The 18,676-nt window shown below is 66.0% G+C and carries 11 protein-coding genes and 1 pseudogene; 6 read left to right on the forward strand and 6 right to left on the reverse strand.

Annotation, left to right across the window (positions count from 1 at the left end; genetic code table 11):
* Nucleotides 1–52 precede the first annotated feature (52 nt).
* The 4 genes from lpdA to B3098_RS06810 all read right to left on the reverse strand — a co-directional run bounded on the left by lpdA (nucleotide 53) and on the right by B3098_RS06810 (nucleotide 6,620).
* Nucleotides 53–1,480: a dihydrolipoyl dehydrogenase gene (gene lpdA / locus B3098_RS06795; protein ID WP_056567795.1), complete on the reverse strand. Its 1,428-nt coding sequence runs from the start codon at nucleotides 1,478–1,480 to the stop codon at nucleotides 53–55.
* 132 nt (nucleotides 1,481–1,612) lie between these two features.
* Nucleotides 1,613–2,851, reverse strand: coding sequence for a 2-oxoglutarate dehydrogenase complex dihydrolipoyllysine-residue succinyltransferase (gene odhB / locus B3098_RS06800; protein WP_175122879.1), 1,239 nt, complete (start codon nucleotides 2,849–2,851; stop codon nucleotides 1,613–1,615).
* 103 nt (nucleotides 2,852–2,954) lie between these two features.
* Nucleotides 2,955–5,822 (reverse strand): 2-oxoglutarate dehydrogenase E1 component, encoded by a 2,868-nt coding sequence (locus B3098_RS06805; RefSeq protein ID WP_286893295.1) that lies wholly within the window; start codon nucleotides 5,820–5,822, stop codon nucleotides 2,955–2,957.
* A 327-nt stretch (nucleotides 5,823–6,149) separates the two neighbouring features.
* Nucleotides 6,150–6,620, reverse strand: coding sequence for an Lrp/AsnC family transcriptional regulator (locus B3098_RS06810; protein WP_191576694.1), 471 nt, complete (start codon nucleotides 6,618–6,620; stop codon nucleotides 6,150–6,152).
* Nucleotides 6,621–6,812: 192 nt separating this feature from the next.
* On the opposite strand from B3098_RS06810, the gene B3098_RS06815 reads away from it, so the two are divergent.
* Nucleotides 6,813–7,829, forward strand: coding sequence for a 1-aminocyclopropane-1-carboxylate deaminase (locus tag B3098_RS06815; protein WP_279971649.1), 1,017 nt, complete (start codon nucleotides 6,813–6,815; stop codon nucleotides 7,827–7,829).
* Nucleotides 7,830–7,843: 14 nt separating this feature from the next.
* Here B3098_RS06815 and B3098_RS06820 read toward each other — a convergent pair whose 3' ends face one another.
* Nucleotides 7,844–8,887: an MFS transporter gene (locus B3098_RS06820; RefSeq protein ID WP_286893300.1), complete on the reverse strand. Its 1,044-nt coding sequence runs from the start codon at nucleotides 8,885–8,887 to the stop codon at nucleotides 7,844–7,846.
* Between the two features lie 147 nt (nucleotides 8,888–9,034).
* Here B3098_RS06820 and B3098_RS06825 point away from each other — a divergent pair, with 147 nt between their 5' ends.
* From B3098_RS06825 to B3098_RS06840, 4 genes and pseudogenes are all read left to right on the forward strand, one after another.
* Nucleotides 9,035–9,943 (forward strand): LysR family transcriptional regulator, encoded by a 909-nt coding sequence (locus B3098_RS06825; RefSeq protein ID WP_286893303.1) that lies wholly within the window; start codon nucleotides 9,035–9,037, stop codon nucleotides 9,941–9,943.
* Between the two features lie 128 nt (nucleotides 9,944–10,071).
* Nucleotides 10,072–11,016, forward strand: coding sequence for an allantoinase PuuE (gene puuE / locus B3098_RS06830; RefSeq protein ID WP_286893305.1), 945 nt, complete (start codon nucleotides 10,072–10,074; stop codon nucleotides 11,014–11,016).
* A gap of 80 nt (nucleotides 11,017–11,096) precedes the next feature.
* Nucleotides 11,097–12,338, forward strand: a pseudogene (locus B3098_RS06835) (hydantoinase/carbamoylase family amidase); the annotation flags it as partial.
* Nucleotides 12,339–12,342: 4 nt separating this feature from the next.
* Nucleotides 12,343–13,584, forward strand: coding sequence for a M20 family metallopeptidase (locus tag B3098_RS06840; RefSeq protein ID WP_286893308.1), 1,242 nt, complete (start codon nucleotides 12,343–12,345; stop codon nucleotides 13,582–13,584).
* Between the two features lie 9 nt (nucleotides 13,585–13,593).
* On the opposite strand, the gene B3098_RS06845 is transcribed toward B3098_RS06840, so the two are convergent.
* The gene (locus B3098_RS06845) at nucleotides 13,594–15,645 is read right to left on the reverse strand and encodes an OPT family oligopeptide transporter (RefSeq protein ID WP_286893310.1); all 2,052 of its coding nucleotides are present in this window, start codon (nucleotides 15,643–15,645) and stop codon (nucleotides 13,594–13,596) included.
* Nucleotides 15,646–15,856: 211 nt separating this feature from the next.
* Here B3098_RS06845 and mdeB point away from each other — a divergent pair, with 211 nt between their 5' ends.
* A complete protein-coding gene (mdeB, locus tag B3098_RS06850; RefSeq protein ID WP_286893312.1) occupies nucleotides 15,857–18,544 on the forward strand; it encodes an alpha-ketoglutarate dehydrogenase in 2,688 nt (895 codons plus the stop codon).
* Nucleotides 18,545–18,676 lie beyond the last annotated feature (132 nt).

An 18,676-nucleotide genomic window follows, 5' to 3' on the forward strand; every position in this document is an offset into this window, starting at 1 on the left:
AAAAGGGCGGGTCCTGGAACCCGCCCCCGGTCTTGCAGAAGTCAGACGCGGCTTAGAAGTTCAGCGCGCGCTTGTCCACGGCCAGAGCGGCTTCCTTCACGGCTTCCGACAGGGTCGGGTGCGCGTGGCAGATGCGGGCGATGTCTTCGGCGGCGCCGCGGAATTCCATGATGGTCACGGCTTCCGAGATCAGTTCCGAGGCCATCGGGCCCACGATGTGCACGCCCAGGACTTCGTCGGTCTTGGCATCGGCGATCACCTTGGCAAAGCCGGTGGTGTCACCCAGCGCGCGGGCGCGGCCGTTGGCCAGGAACGGGAAGCTGCCGGCCTTGTACTCGCGGCCTTCGGCCTTGAGCTGCTGCTCGGTCTTGCCGACCCAGGCGATTTCCGGCGAAGTGTAGATGACCCACGGCACGGTGTCGAAGTTGACGTGACCGTGTTGGCCGGCGATACGCTCGGCAACCGCCACGCCTTCTTCTTCGGCCTTGTGCGCCAGCATCGGGCCACGCACCACGTCGCCAACTGCCCAGACGTTCGGCAGGTTGGTCTTGCAGTCGCCGTCGACGGCCACGAAGCCGCGCTCGTCCAGCTTCAGGCCCACGGCGTCGGCGTTCAGGCCGCCGGTGTAGGGCACGCGGCCGATCGAGACGATCAGCTTGTCCACGACCAGCTTCTGCTCGGCGCCCTTGGCGTCGACGTAAGGCACGGTCACCGACTTGGCGGTCGCCTTGATCTCACCGATCTTGACGCCCATCTGGATGTTCAGGCCTTGCTTGGTGAAAGCCTTGAGGGCTTCCTTGGCCACTTGCCCGTCGGCGGCGGCCAGGAATTCCGGCATCGCTTCCAGGATCGTGACTTCGGAACCCAGGCGGCGCCACACGCTGCCCATTTCCAGGCCGATCACGCCGGCGCCGATGACGCCCAGCGTCTTGGGCACGGCGCCGATGTTCAGTGCGCCGTCGTTGGACAGCACGACCTTTTCGTCGAACGGCAGGCCGGGCAGTTCACGCGCCGACGAGCCGGTGGCGACCACGACGTGCTTGGCAACCAGGTCTTCCTCGGCGGTGCCGGTGACCTTGATGGCCCAGCCGCCTTCCACCTGGCCGCTGAACGCGCCCTTGCCGTGGAAGAACGTGACCTTGTTCTTCTTGAACAGGTACAGGATGCCGTCGTTGTTCTGCTTGACCACCGTGTTCTTGCGGCCGATCAGCGTGTCGAGCTTCAGGCTGACGCCCTTGACTTCGATGCCGTGCTCGGCGAAGTGGTGGTTGGCTTGTTCGAAGTGTTCGGACGATTGCAGCAGCGCCTTGGACGGGATGCAGCCGACGTTGGTGCAGGTGCCGCCGGGAGCCGGGCCGCCTTGGCCATTCTGCCAGGCGTCGATGCAAGCGACCGACATGCCGAGCTGTGCGGCGCGGATGGCGGCGATGTAGCCGCCGGGGCCTGCGCCGATCACGACGACGTCAAATTGTTTGGACATAGTGTTCTCGCGAATGAGGGATGAAGAAGCGCACTTCCTGCCCAGCGCAGTCGGGCTGCGGGCCGGCGGGGAGCCGGCCCGGGCGCCGCGCGACCAGCAGGTCGGGCGCGGCGCCGGTCAGGGGCGTCGAGATTACAGGTCCAGCAACAGGCGCTGCGGATCTTCCAGGGCGTCCTTCATGGCGACCAGGCCCAGCACGGCTTCGCGGCCGTCGATGATGCGGTGGTCGTAGGACAGGGCCAGGTAGTTCATCGGGCGGATGACGATCTGGCCGTTTTCGACGACGGCGCGATCCTTGGTGGCGTGCACGCCCAGGATGGCCGATTGCGGCGGGTTGATGATCGGGGTCGACAGCATCGAGCCGAACACGCCACCGTTGGAGATCGAGAACGTGCCGCCGGTCATTTCTTCAATGCCCAGCTTGCCGTCAGCAGCGCGGCGGCCGAAGTCGGCGATGGTCTTTTCGATGTCGGCGATGGACAGCTGGTCGGCGTTGCGCAGGATCGGCACCACCAGGCCACGCGGGCTGCCGACAGCGATACCGATGTCGAAGTAGCCGTGGTAGATGATGTCCTTGCCGTCGATCGAGGCGTTGATCAGCGGGTACTTCTTCAGCGCGGCAACGGCGGCCTTGACGAAGAACGACATGAAGCCCAGCTTGATGCCGTGTTCCTTTTCGAACTTGTCCTTGTACTTGGCGCGCAGGTCGATCACGGCCTGCATGTTGACTTCGTTGAACGTCGTCAGGATGGCGTTTTCTTGCTGCGATTGCAGCAGGCGCTCGGCGATGCGGGCACGCAGGCGGCTCATCGGCACGCGCTGTTCCGGACGGCCATCCAGCGACAGCGTGGTCGGGGCGGGCGCGGCGGCGGCCTTGGCCGGTGCGGCCTTGGCGGGAGCGGCGCTGGCGGCCAGGGCGTCGCCCTTGGTCACGCGGCCATCACGGCCCGAACCCGCCACGGAAGCGGCGTCAACGCCCTTCTCGGCCAGGATCTTCGAGGCGGCGGGCGAAGCGACGCCGGCGGCGGCCGTCGAGGCCGGTGCGGCAGCGGCGGGCGCGGGAGCAGCAGCGGCTTGCTCGGCGGCCTTGGGGGCTTCAGCCGGCGCGGTGGCGGCGGCGCCAGCCTTGGCGGCGGTGTCGATGCGGGCCAGCACTTCGCCCGAGGTCACGGTGCTGCCATCGCCCTTGACGATTTCGGCCAGCACGCCCGAGGCGGGGGCCGGCACTTCCAGCACGACCTTGTCGGTTTCGACTTCGATCAGGATTTCGTCGGCTTCAACGGCAGCGCCCGGCTGCTTCTTCCAGGTCAGCAGGGTCGCTTCGGAAACGGATTCGGAAAGTTGGGGAACGACGACGTCGGTAATAGCCATTTTGTTTATTCCGTAGAGAGTGTGTTCTTGTCACGCGGCGCGGCAAGGTTCGAAACGGGGTTCCGGAACGCTTGCCGCCCGCGGCGCGTGCATCAAGTAAAGGTTACTTCGTCAACATGACCTTGAACTTGGGCGCGAAGGCCGTTTCGATCAGGGCCTTCTGCTGCTCCTGGTGCTTGGCCAGGTAGCCCACGGCCGGCGATGCCGACGCGGCACGGCCTGCGTAGCCAAGCTTCTGGCCTTCGACCATGTTCTCGTACACGTGATGCTGAACGTAGAACCAGGGGCCTTGGTTCTGGGGTTCGTCTTGCACCCAGATCACTTCGGTCGCCTTGGAGTACTTGCGCAGTTCGGCTTCGAACGACTTGTGCGCAAACGGATACAGCTGCTCGACGCGGATGATGGCGACGTTGTCGGCGCCACGCTCGCGGCGGGCGTTGACCAGGTCGTAGTACACCTTGCCCGAGCAAGCCAGCACGCGCTTGACCTTGCTGGCGTCGATGGCCTCGTCGACCTCGCCGATGACCGGGCGGAAGCTGCCGCCGGCCAGATCGGTCAGGGGCGAACCGGCGTCCTTGTTGCGCAGCAGCGACTTCGGCGTGAACAACACCAGCGGCTTGCGGAACGGGCGGATCATCTGGCGGCGCAGAACGTGGAAGATCTGCGAAGCCGAGGTCGGCTGAATCACTTGCATGTTGTTGTCGGCGCACAGCTGCAGGAAGCGCTCGATGCGGCCCGACGAGTGCTCGGGACCCTGGCCTTCGTAGCCGTGCGGCAGCATCAGCGTCAGGCCCGACTGGCGGCCCCACTTGGCTTCGCCGGAGCTGATGAACTGGTCGATCACGACCTGGGCGCCGTTGACGAAGTCGCCGAACTGGCCTTCCCAGATGACCAGCGTGTTGGGTTCGGCGCTGGAGTAACCGTATTCAAAGCCCAGCACCGCCTCTTCGGACAGCACGGAGTCGATGACGGTGAACGGCGCCTGGCCTTCCGACACGTTCTGCAGCGGGATGTAGGTGCCGTCGTTCCAGCGTTCGCGGTTCTGGTCGTGCAGCACGGCGTGGCGGTGCGTGAACGTGCCACGGCCCGAATCCTGGCCGGTGATGCGGATGGCGTAGCCCGAGGACACCAGGGTCGCGAAGGCGAGGTGTTCGCCCATGCCCCAATCCAGGTTCATTTCGCCCTTGGCCATGGTGCGGCGGTCGTTCAGCAGCTTGGCGACCAGCGGGTGCACCGTGAAGCCTTCCGGCACGGTGGTGATGCGTTCGCCGATGCGCTTGAGTTCAGCCAGCGGCACGGCGGTGTCGGCCTGGTCGGTCCACTTGGCGCCCAGGAACGGCGACCAGTCGATGGCGTACTTGCTCTTGTAGTCGGTCAGCACCGGTTCGATGGTGCGCTGGCCGTCTTCCATGAGCTGGCGGTAGTCCTTGACCAGCTGATCGGCTTCGCCGTCGGCCAGCACGCCTTGCGTGGTCAGCTTGTCAGCGTACAGCTTGCGCGTGCCGGGGTGGTGGCCGATGCGCTTGTACATCAGGGGCTGCGTCAGCGACGGGGTGTCCTGCTCGTTGTGGCCCAGCTTGCGGAAGCAGACGATGTCCACGACGACGTCGTGGCGGAACTGCAGACGGTAGTCCAGCGCCAGCTTGGTGACGAACACCACGGCTTCGGGATCGTCGCCGTTGACGTGGAACACCGGGGCTTCGATCATCTTGACCACGTCGGTGCAATACAGCGTCGAACGCGAGTCACGCGGGTCGGACGTGGTGAAGCCGATCTGGTTGTTGATGACGATGTGCAGCGTGCCGCCCGTACCGTAGCCGCGCGTCTGCGCCAGGTTCAGGGTTTCCATCACGACGCCCTGGCCGGCAAAGGCCGCGTCGCCGTGCACCAGCACCGGCAGCACTTGCTTGCCTTCGGCATCGCCGCGGCGTTCCTGGCGGGCGCGTGCGCTGCCTTCGACGACGGGGTTGACGATTTCAAGGTGCGACGGGTTGAACGCCAGCGACAGGTGGACGGGGCCGCCGCGCGTAGACAGGTCGCTCGAGAAGCCGTTGTGGTACTTCACGTCGCCGTCGGTCAGGCCTTCGGCGTGCTTGCCTTCGAACTCGGCGAACAGGTCGCCGGGCATCTTGCCCATGATGTTCACGAGCAGGTTCAGGCGGCCGCGGTGGGCCATGCCGACCACGATTTCCTGGACGCCGTTTTCACCGGCGTGATTGACCACTTCGTCCATCGAGGCGATGAAGCTTTCGCCGCCTTCCAGTGAGAAGCGCTTCTGGCCGACGTACTTGGTGTGCAGGAAGCGTTCCAGGCCTTCGGACTCAGTCAGCTGCTGAAGGATATGGCGCTTTTCTTCCGCGGTGTACGTGGGCGCGCCCAGCGTGGTTTCCAGGCGTTCCTGGATCCAGCGCTTGGCGGCGGGGTCGGAGATGTGGGTGAATTCTGCACCGATGCTGCGGCAGTAGGTGTCGCGCAGCGCCTTCAGGATGTCGCGCAGCGTCATCGTGCTGGCGGTCGTGAAGTAGGTGTTGGTGGCCGAGTACGTCTGGTCCAGATCGGCTTCGGTCAGCCCATAGAAGGCGGGATCGAGTTCCGGGATCGGCGGACGTTCCTGGCGCTTGAGCGGATCGAGGTCGGCCCAGCGCGAGCCCAGCGAGCGGTAGGCGGCAATCAGCGATTGCACCGAAACCTGCTTGCTGGCCACGCTCAGGTCGGGTTCTGCGGCGCGTTGCACGAACGCATTGGCCTTGGCGCGCTGGGCGAACGATTCGACGATGGGAGCATGGGCCTGGTCGCGAGTGGATTCCTGGCCGTCGGTTGCGGGAGCGTGCTGCAATTGGTCGAAATATTCGCGCCAGTTGTCAGGTACCGAACCGGGGTTATCGAGGTAGGCTTCGTAAAGCTCCTCGACATACGGGGCATTACCCCCAAAGAGGTAAGACGTGGATAGAGATTCTATTTCCGAAGACATATCGCTTCACCTTTACGAGTGCTTCACTCGAGACGATGCAGGAAAACCTTCCGCGACACGGGCTTCCCGTTAGGCGGATAGCAGGGGCAGAAGGCGCGTACAAGCCTTGAAAGCCTATGGTCGAGAAGTATAACCCTTTGAGTTTATGGGCGTCTTCCTGCATTTCTGTGACGCAAAAGGCCTTTCGGAATGCTGTCATGCGGCAACGGAATGTCCGTCCAACCCCTTCCAATCCGCCGTCTACGCGCCACCAAAATCTGTCAATCCAAAATGCGGCAGCGCGTCATTTCAAATAACAGAAAAGATGAGTGTTGCGTTTACGCGTCGTCAAACGGGCAGCGCGGTGGTCGACATGATCTCTTTGAGCACGAAAAAAGTACGAATCTGGCGTACGCCGGGCAGCTTGATGATCTCGCCCGCATGCAGCTTGTTGAAGCGTTCCAGGTCGCGGATACGCAACATCAGGAAATAGTCGAATTCGCCCGCCACCAGATGGCATTCCAGGCAACCGCTGATGCCCTTGGCCGCTTCCTCGAAGTCCGTAAAGGAATCGGGCGTCGAGCGATCCAGCACCACACCAACGATGACCAGCGTGGCCATGTCGACGTCCGCCGGTTCCAGCAACGCGACCGTCTTTCGGATGACGCCTTCGCTCTTTAGCCTTTCCACCCGCCGCAGGCACGCTGCCGGGCTCAGATGCACCCGGGCGCTCAAGTCCAGATTGGTGATCTGCGCATCGTCCTGAAGAATGCGCAGGATCTGGCGGTCGATGCGGTCCAGCGAGAAAACGGCGGTCATTGGTTGCGTCCCTGAAAATTAAATTTCGCCTGGATTTTTATTTTGGAAATATTAGATCCATTAATCGCAGATAACGACCTTTCGATTTGGCGGAATTAAAAAATACGCAATTGACCCCTCAACCCCATGATTTCTATGATTTTTGCGAATCCCGCCGCAACGCCGGGCCCGCCCGAATCACCAGGAGCCACCATGGATCTGCAACGTTTTCCCCGTCATCGCCTGACCTTTGGCGATACCCCGATCGAAAAGCTGGAGCGCTTGTCGCAGCATCTGGGCGGCAAGGTCGAGATCTACGCCAAGCGTGAGGACTGCAACAGCGGCCTCGCCTTCGGCGGCAACAAGCTGCGCAAGCTCGAATACCTGATTCCGCAGGCGCTGGAACAAGGCTGCGACACGCTCGTCACGATTGGCGGCATCCAGTCCAATCACACGCGGATGGTCGCGGCGGTGGCCGCCAAACTGGGGTTGGCCTGCGTGCTGGTCCAGGAGAACTGGGTGGACTATTCCGATGCGGTCTACGACCGCGTCGGCAACATCATGATGAGCCGCCTCATGGGTGCGGACGTGCGGCTGGTCGATCAGGGCTTTGACATCGGCTTTCGCCGCAGTTGGGAAGAGGCGCTGGAAGAAGTGAAACGCCGCGGCGGCAAGCCCTATGCGATTCCGGCGGGCGCGTCCGATCACGAATTAGGCGGGCTGGGCTACGTGGGCTTTGCCGAAGAAGTGCGCCGTCAGGAAGCCGAGCTGGGATTCAAGTTCGACTACATCGTCGTCTGCGCGGTCACGGGCAGCACGCAGGCCGGCATGGTGGTGGGGTTTGCGGCCGACGGCCGCGCCGATCGCGTCATCGGCATCGATGCATCCGCCACGCCGGACCAAACCCGCGCGCAGGTCCTGCGCATCGCGCGGCGCACCGCCGACCTCGTCGGCTTGGACAAGCCCATCGAAGACAAGGACGTGGTGCTCGACACGCGCTACGCCTATCCCGCGTATGGCCTGCCCTCAGCCGAAACCAACGATGCCATCCGCACGTGCGCTCGGCTGGAAGGCATGATGACCGATCCCGTGTACGAAGGAAAATCCATGCAGGGAATGATGGACATCATCCGCAAAGGCGAGATTCCCGCCGGCTCGAAGGTCCTGTATGCGCACCTGGGAGGGGTGCCGGCGATCAACGCCTACAGCTTTCTCTACCGCAACGGATAGCGGCGGATTCGGCGTCACGGGGTGGCCTTGCGGGGACTTGCGTTGACATTGCAGCCCTGCCCGCCCGCCATGGGAAACCCATGGCGGCGCGCCGCTGCCGCCACGATCAGCGTCGCCGCCAGCAACAGCACCAGCGCGGGCGCAAAGGCGGCGACGCCCACGCCTTCGAGCAGGAGGCCGCCGATGACACCGCCGCCCGCGATCGCCAGATTCCAGGCCGTGACCAGCATCGACTGCGCCACATCGGCCGACTCGCCCGCGGTCTTGGCCAGTGCAGTCTGGAACAGCGTCGGCGCCCCGCCAAACGCCAGGCCCCATGCCGCCACCGCCGTGGTCACCACGGCCGGATCATTGCCGCTGATGCCCAGGACCAATGCCGACAACGCGAACAGCACCGCGCGCACGCCCGGCAGGGTGAAGACGCGGCGCAGCGGCGCGCGCTTGCCCGCAGCCTGGCCCGCAAAGTCCGGCACCTGGATGCGCACCCATGCCATCAGGATCAGCGCCAGCGCGCTCATGATGCCGAAACACCAGCGCCATCCCACCACGTTGCCCAGGAAGGTGCCCGCCGGCACGCCCAGCGACAACGCCAGCGGCGTGCCCACCATCGCGATGGCGATGGCCCGCCCTTTCTGATGCTCCGGCACCATGCGCGCAGCGTAGCCCGCGGCCAGCGCCCACAGCAGCCCGGCGGACACGCCGGCGACGAAACGCGCCGCCATCGTCAGCACATAGCTGGCGGACACCGTCGTGATGGTGTTGGCGATGACGAAGCCGGCGATCGCGGCCAGCAGCAACGGGCGGCGGCGCACGCCTCGCGTCGCAGCGGTCAACGGTATCGCCGCCGCCAGCGAACCGATCGCGTAGATCGTCACCAGCTGTCCGGCCATCGCTTCGGAAATAGCCAGCCCCGCGCTGATCTGCGGCAACAGGCCGGCCGGCAGGGCTTCCGTCAGGATCGTGACGAAACCGGCCAGCGCCAGGGCCAGCAGTGCTGCAATGGGAAGACGCGCCTCGCGCGCGCCGGGGCCGGAGGCCGCCGCCTGATTACCTGCCATGTTCTGCCTTTTGATTGGCCGGCGGCGGGTGGAAATCCCCGACGCCGGCACGTGTCGTGGGAAGGCAGCCATGTTGGCGGCAAGTGCAGTCCGGGACAATAATGCCGGTGTTCAAAACATATCGGACAAATTGTCCTGAATTGCATCATGGTCGAATCGCTCAGCGCCATTGCTGCCTTTGTGCAAGCCGCCGAAACGCGCAGTTATTCCGAAGCCGCCCGCCATCTGGGCGTGTCGGCGTCGGCCGTGGGCAAGAGCGTCTGCCGGCTGGAAACACGCCTGGGCGTGCGCCTGCTCCATCGCAGCACGCGCAGCATTACCTTGACCGCCGAGGGCGCCGTTTTCCTGGAACGTTGCCGCCGCATCCTGTGCGAACTCGAGTCCGCCGAACTGGAACTCTCCAAAACCCGCCAGGCGCCGCAAGGCCGATTGCGCATCAGCCTTCCGCTCGTCGGCATGCTGGTCATGCCGGCGTTGACCGCGTTCATGCACCGCTATCCCGTGATCGAACTGGATGTGGATTTTTCAGATCGTCTGGTGGACGTCATCAACGAAGGCTTCGACATCGTGATGCGCACGGGCGAGCCGACGGACTCGCGGCTGGTGTCGCGCCCGGTCGGCAACTATCGTCTGCTGCTTGTCGCCGCGCCGGGCTATCTGGCCAGCCGCGGCACGCCGCGCGGTCCGGCCGACCTGCAGCATCACGCCTGCCTGCAGCATCGATTTCCCAGCACCGGCAAGCTTGAACCGTGGCCGCTGAAGCGCGACGCAGGCATGCCCGAATGGACAGTGCCCGCGTCGATGGTGTGCAACACGTCCGCGGCCCTGCTGGATGTGGCAGTCGCAGGCCTGGGCATCGCGTGCCTGCCCGATTTTCTGGTGCGGCCTGCCCTGCTGCGTGGGGAACTGGTTTCGGTGCTGGACGCCCATGTCGAACACCAAGGCACATTCCGGCTGCTGTGGGCGTCCAGCAAGCATCTGGCGCCCAAGCTACGGGTGTTCATCGACTTCATGGGCGAGGAATTGTTCAAGGAGCGCGACGCCGCGACAGTATGAAAACCGCGGCGTAGGGCATTCGCCGATGGCCGGCGGCTGGTATTTGATGTACATACTTTGTATACATGATCGAACCCTTGCCCTGGAGGACCGATCAGCTCCTCCATGCAACCACCGCCGTCCCGCCGATGCCCCTCTACGACACCACGCTGCCCTACCCCCGCGACCTCGTCGGCTACGGACGCAATCCGCCGCACGCGCAGTGGCCGGGCAACGCGCGGATCGCCGTGCAGTTCGTGCTGAACTACGAAGAAGGCGGCGAGAACAGCGTGCTGCATGGCGACGCCGGCTCCGAGCAGTTCCTGTCCGAGATGTTCAACCCCGCCAGCTATCCGGACCGGCATCTCAGCATGGAAAGCATCTACGAATACGGGTCACGAGCGGGCGTGTGGCGCATCCTGCGCGAATTCGAAAAGCGGCAACTGCCGCTGACGGTGTTCGGCGTGGGCATGGCCCTGCAACGCCACCCCGATCTGACGGCTGCCTTCGTGGAACTGGGCCATGAGATCGCCTGCCACGGCTGGCGCTGGGTCCATTACCAGGACGTGGACGAGGCCACCGAACGCGAGCACATGCGGCTGGCCATCGACGCCATCACCACGCTGACCGGCGCGCGGCCGCTGGGCTGGTACACCGGACGCGACAGCCCGCGCACGCGCAGGCTGGTCGCCGACGACGGCGGATTCGAATACGACAGCGATTACTACGGCGACGACCTGCCCTTCTGGATGCAGGTCCGCAAGACCGATGGCTCGACCGCGCCGCAGCTCATCGTGCCCTACACGCTGGACTGCAACGACATGCGCTTTGCGCTGCCGCAGGGCTATTCGCACGCCGATCCGTTCTTCCAGTACCTGAAAGACAGCTTCGACGCGCTCTATGCCGAAGGCAGCGAGGCGCCCAAGATGCTCAGCATCGGCATGCACTGCCGCCTGCTTGGCCGGCCCGGGCGTATCGTCGCCCTGCAACGCTTTCTGGATCACATCGCACGCCACGACCGTGTCTGGATCTGCCGCCGGCTGGACATCGCGCGGCACTGGAAAGCCACGCACCCCTACACCCCCGACCGTTGAACAGGACGACCATGGCCAACAATCTGAACGATCCGAACGCCGAGCCGAGCCCGCGCGAGCGCGTCGGCGAGGCCGGAATGGGCAAGGACATCTGGGACTGGCACGAGGCGCTCAGCGTCTACAGCGATCCCGGCTACGCCGAGAAAGGCCAACTCACAGTCACCTATCTGACCGACGCGCACCGCGCCTGCGCCGCGCGCATCTCGCAATGGATGAAGGACTGCGGCTTTGACGAGGTCGGCATCGATGCCGTCGGCAACGTGGTCGGGCGTTACCGTGCCGCGCAGCCCGGCGCACCGGTCCTCATGTCGGGCAGCCATTTCGACACGGTACGCAACGCCGGCAAGTACGACGGTCGGCTCGGCATCTTCGTGCCCATGGCCTGCGTGCGCGCGCTGCACCGCCAGAACCGCCGGCTGCCCTTCGACGTCGAGGTGATCGCCTTCGCCGAAGAAGAAGGCCAGCGCTATCGCGCGACGTTCCTGGGGTCGGGCGCCCTGATCGGCGATTTCAAGCCTGAATGGCTGGACCAGAAGGACGCCGACGGCATCACCATGCGCGACGCCATGCTGCACGCGGGGCTGGACATCGACGGCATTGCCGGCCTGCGGCGCGACCCGGCCCGCTACCTGGGCTTTGTCGAGGTCCACATCGAGCAAGGCCCCGTGCTGTACGAACTGGGGCTGCCGCTGGGCGTCGTCACGTCGATCAACGGCTGCGTGCGCTATCAAGTGCAGATCCTGGGCCTGGCCAGCCACGCGGGCACGACGCCCATGGACCGACGGCGCGACGCCGCCGTGGCCGCCGCCGAACTGGCGCTGTTTGTCGAACGGCGCGCCGCCCGCGATGGCGACTCGGTCGGCACCGTGGGCATGTTCGAAGTGCCCAACGGGTCGATCAACGTCGTGCCGGGCGAGTGCCGATTCAGCCTGGACCTGCGCGCGCCCAGCGATACGCAGCGCGACGCGCTGGCGGACGACGTGCTGGCCGAGCTGGCCGCCATCTGCCAGCGGCGCGGCCTGCGTTATGCGCTCGAGGAAACCATGCGCGCCGCCGCCGCGCCCAGCGATCCGCGGTGGCAGCAGCGCTGGGAGCACGCGGTCGACGCGCTGGGCGTACCCGTGCACCGCATGCCCAGCGGCGCGGGACACGACGCCATGAAACTGCACGAGGTCATGCCGCAAGCCATGTTGTTCGTGCGCGGCCAGAACAACGGCATCAGCCACAACCCCAACGAATCCACCACCAGCGACGACATCGAACTTGCCGCGCAGGCCATGCTGGGCCTGCTCGATGCGCTGGCCAACGAAACCTCGACATAACGCCATGACCGATTACGCCCGACTCGACGCCTGGGTTGACGCCCATTTCGACGAAGAAGTCCGCTTCCTGCAGGAACTGGTGCGCGTGCCCACCGACACGCCGCCCGGCAACAACGCGCCGCACGCGGTGCGCACCGCGGAACTGCTGCAGGGCTTTGGCCTTGAGGCCGAAGCGCATCCCGTGCCTGCGCAGGCCGTGCAGAACTACGGCATGCAGTCCATCACCAACCTCATCGTGCGGCGCGAATACGGCGATGAGGGCCCGCGCATCGCGCTAAATGCCCACGGCGACGTGGTGCCGCCCGGCGACGGCTGGACGCACGATCCTTATGGCGCCGAGATCGACAACGGCAGCCTGTACGGCCGCGCCGCCGCGGTCAGCAAGAGCGACTTCGCCAGCTTCACGTTCGCCGTGCGGGCGCTGGAAGCCATCGCCAAGCCGACCCGCGGCGCGGTGGAATTGCACTTCACGTATGACGAGGAATTCGGCGGCCTGCTGGGCCCCGGCTGGCTGCTGGCGCAGGGGCTGACGCGCCCCGACCTCTTGATCGCGGCGGGCTTCAGCTATGAGGTCGTCACCGCGCACAATGGCTGCCTGCAGATGGAGGTGACGGTGCACGGCAAGATGGCCCACGCCGCCATTCCCAGCAGCGGCGTCGACGCCCTGCAGGGCGCCGTCGCGCTGCTCAATGCCTTGTATGCGCAGAACGCGCAGTATCGCAAGATCACGTCGCAGGTGCCGGGCATTTCGCATCCGTACCTGAACGTGGGACGGATCGAAGGCGGCACCAACACGAACGTAGTGCCGGGCAAGGTCAGCTTCAAGCTGGACCGCCGCATGATTCCCGAAGAAAACGCCGCCGAGGTCGAGGCTGGCATCCGGCGCATCATCGAGGAAACCGCAGCGTCATGTCCCGGCATCCGCGTGGACATCAAGCGGCTGTTGCTGGCCAATTCGATGCGCCCGCTGCCGGGCGCGCAGCCGCTGGTGCAGGCCATCCAGCAACACGGCGAGGCCGTGTTCGGCGAACCCATTCCGGCGATGGGCACGCCGCTGTACACCGACGTGCGGTTATACGCCGAGGCCGGCATCCCCGGCGTGATCTACGGCGCAGGCCCGCGCACGGTGCTGGAATCGCACGCCAAGCGGAGCGACGAACGTGTCGTTCTGGAAGACCTGCGCCGCGCGACGAAGGTCATCGCGCGTACGCTGGCGGATCTGCTGCAACCGGGCACGGGTGTCTGACACCCTGTTCTACGCCAGCCGCATCACCCGGCGCCAGAACAGCACCGCCACCAGCACGAACACGGCCAGCCCCAGATAGGACGCCATGCCGGCGAAGTCTTCGCCAACGATCGCCAGCGGCGCCTCGGACCCCGCTGCCCCGATGATTGCGGCCATCAGCACGCCCACCAGGCTCTCACCCACGATCAGCCCGGAAGCGAGCAGCACGCCGCGGCGGTTGGCCGCTTCGGCATAGGTGTCGTAGGGCTGGCCGGCGGCGGCAGCGCGGCGGCGCAGGGCGCCTTCCAGCAGCCACGCCAGCAGCGCGCCCGCCACGATGGGCGCGGCCACGGTCGGCGGCAGGTAGATGCCGATGCCCACCGCCAGCACGGGGATGCGCGCAACCTTGCATGTGCGCTTCAGAATTTCATCCACCACGATCAGGCCCACACCGACGGCCATGCCGATCAGGATCATGGTCCAGTTGAGCTGGTGGGTGAAGATGCCGCGCGTGATCGCCAGCATCAGTGTGGCCTGCGGCGCGGACAGCGCCTGCGACGGGTCCATGCCCTCGCGCGGCATCGCGTCCGCGAAACCATACGCGTTGTACAGCAGCTCCAGCACTGGAGAGATCACCGCCGCGCCCACCACGCAGCCGATCAGCAGCGCAACCTGCTGGCGCCACGGCGTTGCGCCCACCAGCCAGCCGGTCTTCAGGTCCTGCAGGTTGTCGTTCGAAATGGACGCCACCGCCACCACGGCCGACGTGCTGAAGATCGCCAGCGCGATCGCCATCTGCACGCCATTTTCCAGCGCCATCAGATCGCCGCCCACGCCCAGCATCAGCACCGACACCAGCACGATGGCGACGATGCCCACGCCGGAGATCGGGCTGGTCGACGAACCCACCAGGCCCGCCATGTAGCCGCAGGCGGCCGCCACCAGAAAACCGAACACAAACGCGAACAGCACCGCATAGGCCACCAGCTTCCAGATGGCGCCCGACGACAGCGGCGTGCCGGACAGGAACACCTGGAACGTGAAGACCAGGATCGCCACCAGCACCAGCGTCACCGCCGAGATCCAGCCGGCCGACAGGTCACGCTCCGTGCGCGGCGCGGCCCCGGCGCGTGCGGCGCCCTCCTTGGTCAGCGCCGAAAACGACGCTTTCACGCCGCGCGCCATCGGCACGAACAGCGTCGCCAGCGTCCAGATCGCGCCGACGGCGATCACGCCCGCGCCAATGAAGCGCACCTGCGAGGACCACAAGCCTGTGGCGTACGAAGCCAGCGTCGCGCCGGGGGGCATGTCGCCCATGGCGGTCAGGATGGGCACCGCGATGCCCCACGCAATCACCAGGCCCGTCAGCATCGCCAGCCCGGCAACGATGCCGATCAGATAGCCCGCGCCCAGCAGCGCCAGCGAAAAGCCCATCGGCAGGCGGAACACCGCGCCGCCCAATGCAAACCAGCCGCTCACGCTGTCGCCGAGGACCCGCAGGCCGTTGGCCGCAAAGCTGACCACGGCCGCCGCGATGCCGCCGGCGACAATGTCGCCCATGCCGGTGGCGGCGGGTTTGGCCGAGGCGCCCGCGGCGTCCTGCGGCTCGTCCTGCGCGCGCTCGGCGCTGCCGACGCGCAGAATCTCGGCCGCCGCCACGCCCTCGGGATACGGCAGGTTGCTCTGCACCACCATCACGTGACGCAACGGAATCGTGAACATCACGCCCAGCATGCCGCCGGCCGCGCAGATGCCCAGCGTCTGCCAGAACGGAAAGCCCTGCCAGTGGCCCATCATGACCAGCGCCGGCAGGATGAAGATGATGGCCGACAGCGTGCCGGCCGCCGAGGCCTGCGTCTGCACCATGTTGTTTTCAAGGATGTTGGCGTCCTTGAACATGCGAAGGACGGACATCGAGATGACCGCCGCCGGGATGGCGGACGAAAACGTCAGGCCCACCTTCAGCCCCAGGAACACATTCGAGGCGGTAAAGATGACGGTGATCAGCGCGCCGAGCAGGACGCCGCGGAACGTCAGCTCCGGCAGCGTGACCTCCGGCGGAACGCGGATGGGCTCAGTCATGGGTTTCTCCCTATTGATAGCCGCGAATTCTAGCGCCTGGCCGTCCACACCGTGGTCACCAGCCGTAAGCACGATGCGGCGGTAGAACCTGCCGTGGCGCGGGACCCTGGCGAAAGATTATGCTGAAAGCGCCGGATTTGCCCGGGAATTTCGATGCCTCATGCCTGGCGCATGGGTCTAGGATGAGGATAAAAACAGGAGACGACTTACCATGCTCGACCCTCGCCAGCCTCTTTCCGCGTCGGCCCGCCAAGACGACGCCGACCCCGCAGAAACCGCCGAATGGCGCGAAGCGCTGCAGTCCCTGCTGGAGGCGGACGGGGCCGATCGTGCCGGCTATGTGCTGGACAGCGTGCTGGGCCATGCCGCCTCGCTCGGCCTGCGCGCCAACAGCCAGACCCGCACCGCCTACCTGAACACCATTCCCGCCGACCAGGAACCGCCCTTCCCCGGCAATCTGGCCGTCGAAGAGCGCGTCGCCCGCATCAACCGCTGGAACGCGCTGGCGATGGTGGTGCGCGCCAACCAGGCGCATGGCGAACTCGGCGGCCACATCGCCAGCTACGCGTCGGCCGCCGACCTGTTCGAGGTCGGCTTCAACCATTTCTTCCGGGCGCGCTCGGACGGCAATCCCGGCGACATCGTCTACATGCAGCCGCACTCTGCGCCCGGCGTGTACGCGCGCGCCTTCCTGGAGGGCTTTCTGGGCGAAGATGACCTGGCGCACTTTCGCCAGGAGATCACGGCCACCACGCGCGGCCTGCGGGGCCTGTCGTCCTATCCCCACCCGTGGCTGATGCCCGACTTCTGGCAGTTCCCCACGGGTTCGATGGGTATCGGCCCCATCAACGCGATCTACCAGGCGCGCTTCATGCGCTACCTGGAGCACCGCTCGCTCGTGCCCGGCGCCGACCGCAAGGTGTGGGGCATTTTCGGCGACGGCGAAATGGACGAGCCCGAATCCATCGCCGCGCTCACGCTGGCCGCGCGCGAAAAGCTCGACAACCTGATCTTCGTCGTCAACTGCAACCTGCAACGCCTGGACGGTCCCGTGCGCGGCAACGGCCGCATCATCGACGAGCTGGAAACCCTGTATGCGGGTGCCGGCTGGAACGTCATCAAGCTGGTCTGGGGCAGCGACTGGGACGCCCTGCTGCGCCGGGACACGGGCGGCGCACTGGCCCGCGCCTTCGCCAACACCGTGGACGGCCAGTTCCAGACCTTCGCGGCCAACGACGGCGCCTTCAACCGCGCCCATTTCTTCAATCAGAATCCCGAACTGGCTGCACTGGTGGCCGACTGGTCGGACGAAGCCATCGACCGCCTGAGCCGGGGCGGCCACGACATGGTGAAGATCCACGCCGCTTACCACCGCGCCGCGCGCCATCGCGGCCAGCCCACCGTCATCCTCGCGCAGACCAAGAAGGGGTTCGGGATGGGGACGGCCGGCCAGGGCAAGATGACCACCCACCAGCAGAAGAAGCTGGACGACGAGGCGCTGCTCGCCTTCCGCGACCGCTTCGCGCTGCCGATTTCCGACGCCGACTGCCTGGCGCTCAAGTTCTACCGGCCCGCCGACGACAGCGCCGAGCTGCGCCACCTGCAGGCGCGCCGCGCCGCGCTGGGCGGCTACATTCCGCGCCGCAACGCCGAGGCCCCGCGGCTCGCGCCCCCGGACGCAGACCAATGGGCGCGTTTCGCCCTGGCCGCAGACGGCAAGGAAATGTCGTCCACGATGGCCATCGTGCGCATGCTCACCGCGCTGCTGAAAGACGCCACCGTGGGTCCGCGCATCGTGCCCATCGTTGCCGACGAAGCCCGCACCTTCGGCATGGCCAACCTGTTCCGGCAGATCGGCATCTATTCCGCGCAAGGCCAGCTCTATGAACCCGAGGACATCGGATCGGTGCTGTACTACCGCGAGGCCCGCGACGGCCAGATCCTCGAAGAAGGCATCACCGAAGCCGGCGCGATTTCGTCATGGACCGCGGCCGGCACCAGCTATTCGGTCAACGGCCTGCCGATGCTGCCCTTCTATATCTATTACTCGATGTTCGGATTCCAACGCATCGGGGACCTGATCTGGGCCGCCGCCGACCAGCGCACCCGGGGCTTCCTGATCGGCGCCACGTCGGGCCGCACGACGCTGGGCGGCGAGGGGCTGCAACACCAGGACGGCTCCAGCCACATCATGGCCGCCACCGTCCCCAACTGCCGCGCCTACGACCCGGCCTACGCCTACGAGGTCGCCGTCATCGTCGAACACGGCATGCGCCGCATGCTGGACGAGCAACGCGACGAATTCTTCTACCTGACCGTCACGAACGAGAACCTGGCGCAACCCCGCATGCCCGAGGACCCGGCCACGCGCGAAGGCATCCTGCGCGGCCTGTACCGGCTGCGGCCCGCGCGCGGCAAGGCGCAGGTCCGCCTTCTGGCCGCCGGCCCCATGCTGCGCGAGGCCGAGATGGCCGCCACCCGCCTGCAGGATGAATTCGGCGTGGACGCCGAGGTCTGGAGCGTCACCAGCTATTCCGAGCTGGCCCGCAGCGGCCGCCAGGCTGAGCGCGCGCGTGTGCTGGGCCTGGACGCGCCCGACGATCAGGACTGGGTGCGCACCTGCCTGGGCGGCAGCGACGCGCCCGTGATCGGCGCCAGCGATTACGTGCGCGCCGTACCCGAACAGATCCGCGCGTACGTGCCCGCGCCCTACCGCACGCTCGGCACCGACGGGTTCGGCCGCAGCGACACCCGGGCCCGGTTGCGCGATTTCTTCGAGGTCAGCGCGGACTGGATCGTGCTGTACGCCCTGGACAGCCTGGGCAGGCAGGACGACACGCGCGCACTGCGCGAATCCCTGAATGCCGGCAGCCGCCAGGCGCCGCCCTGGGAGGTCTGACTCTCGTCCATCGAACCTCGACCATCGGACCGATCCAGCGCTGGTGTTTGCTTGATTAAAAGCTAACCAAAACAAACACTCGCTGCAGTGCAGCAACCAAGCACCCGCGCTTTCTGGTGAAATACGGGTGTT

The sequence above is a fragment of the Achromobacter sp. UBA2119 genome (assembly GCF_002331005.1).
Classification (GTDB): domain Bacteria; phylum Pseudomonadota; class Gammaproteobacteria; order Burkholderiales; family Burkholderiaceae_B; genus Achromobacter; species Achromobacter animicus.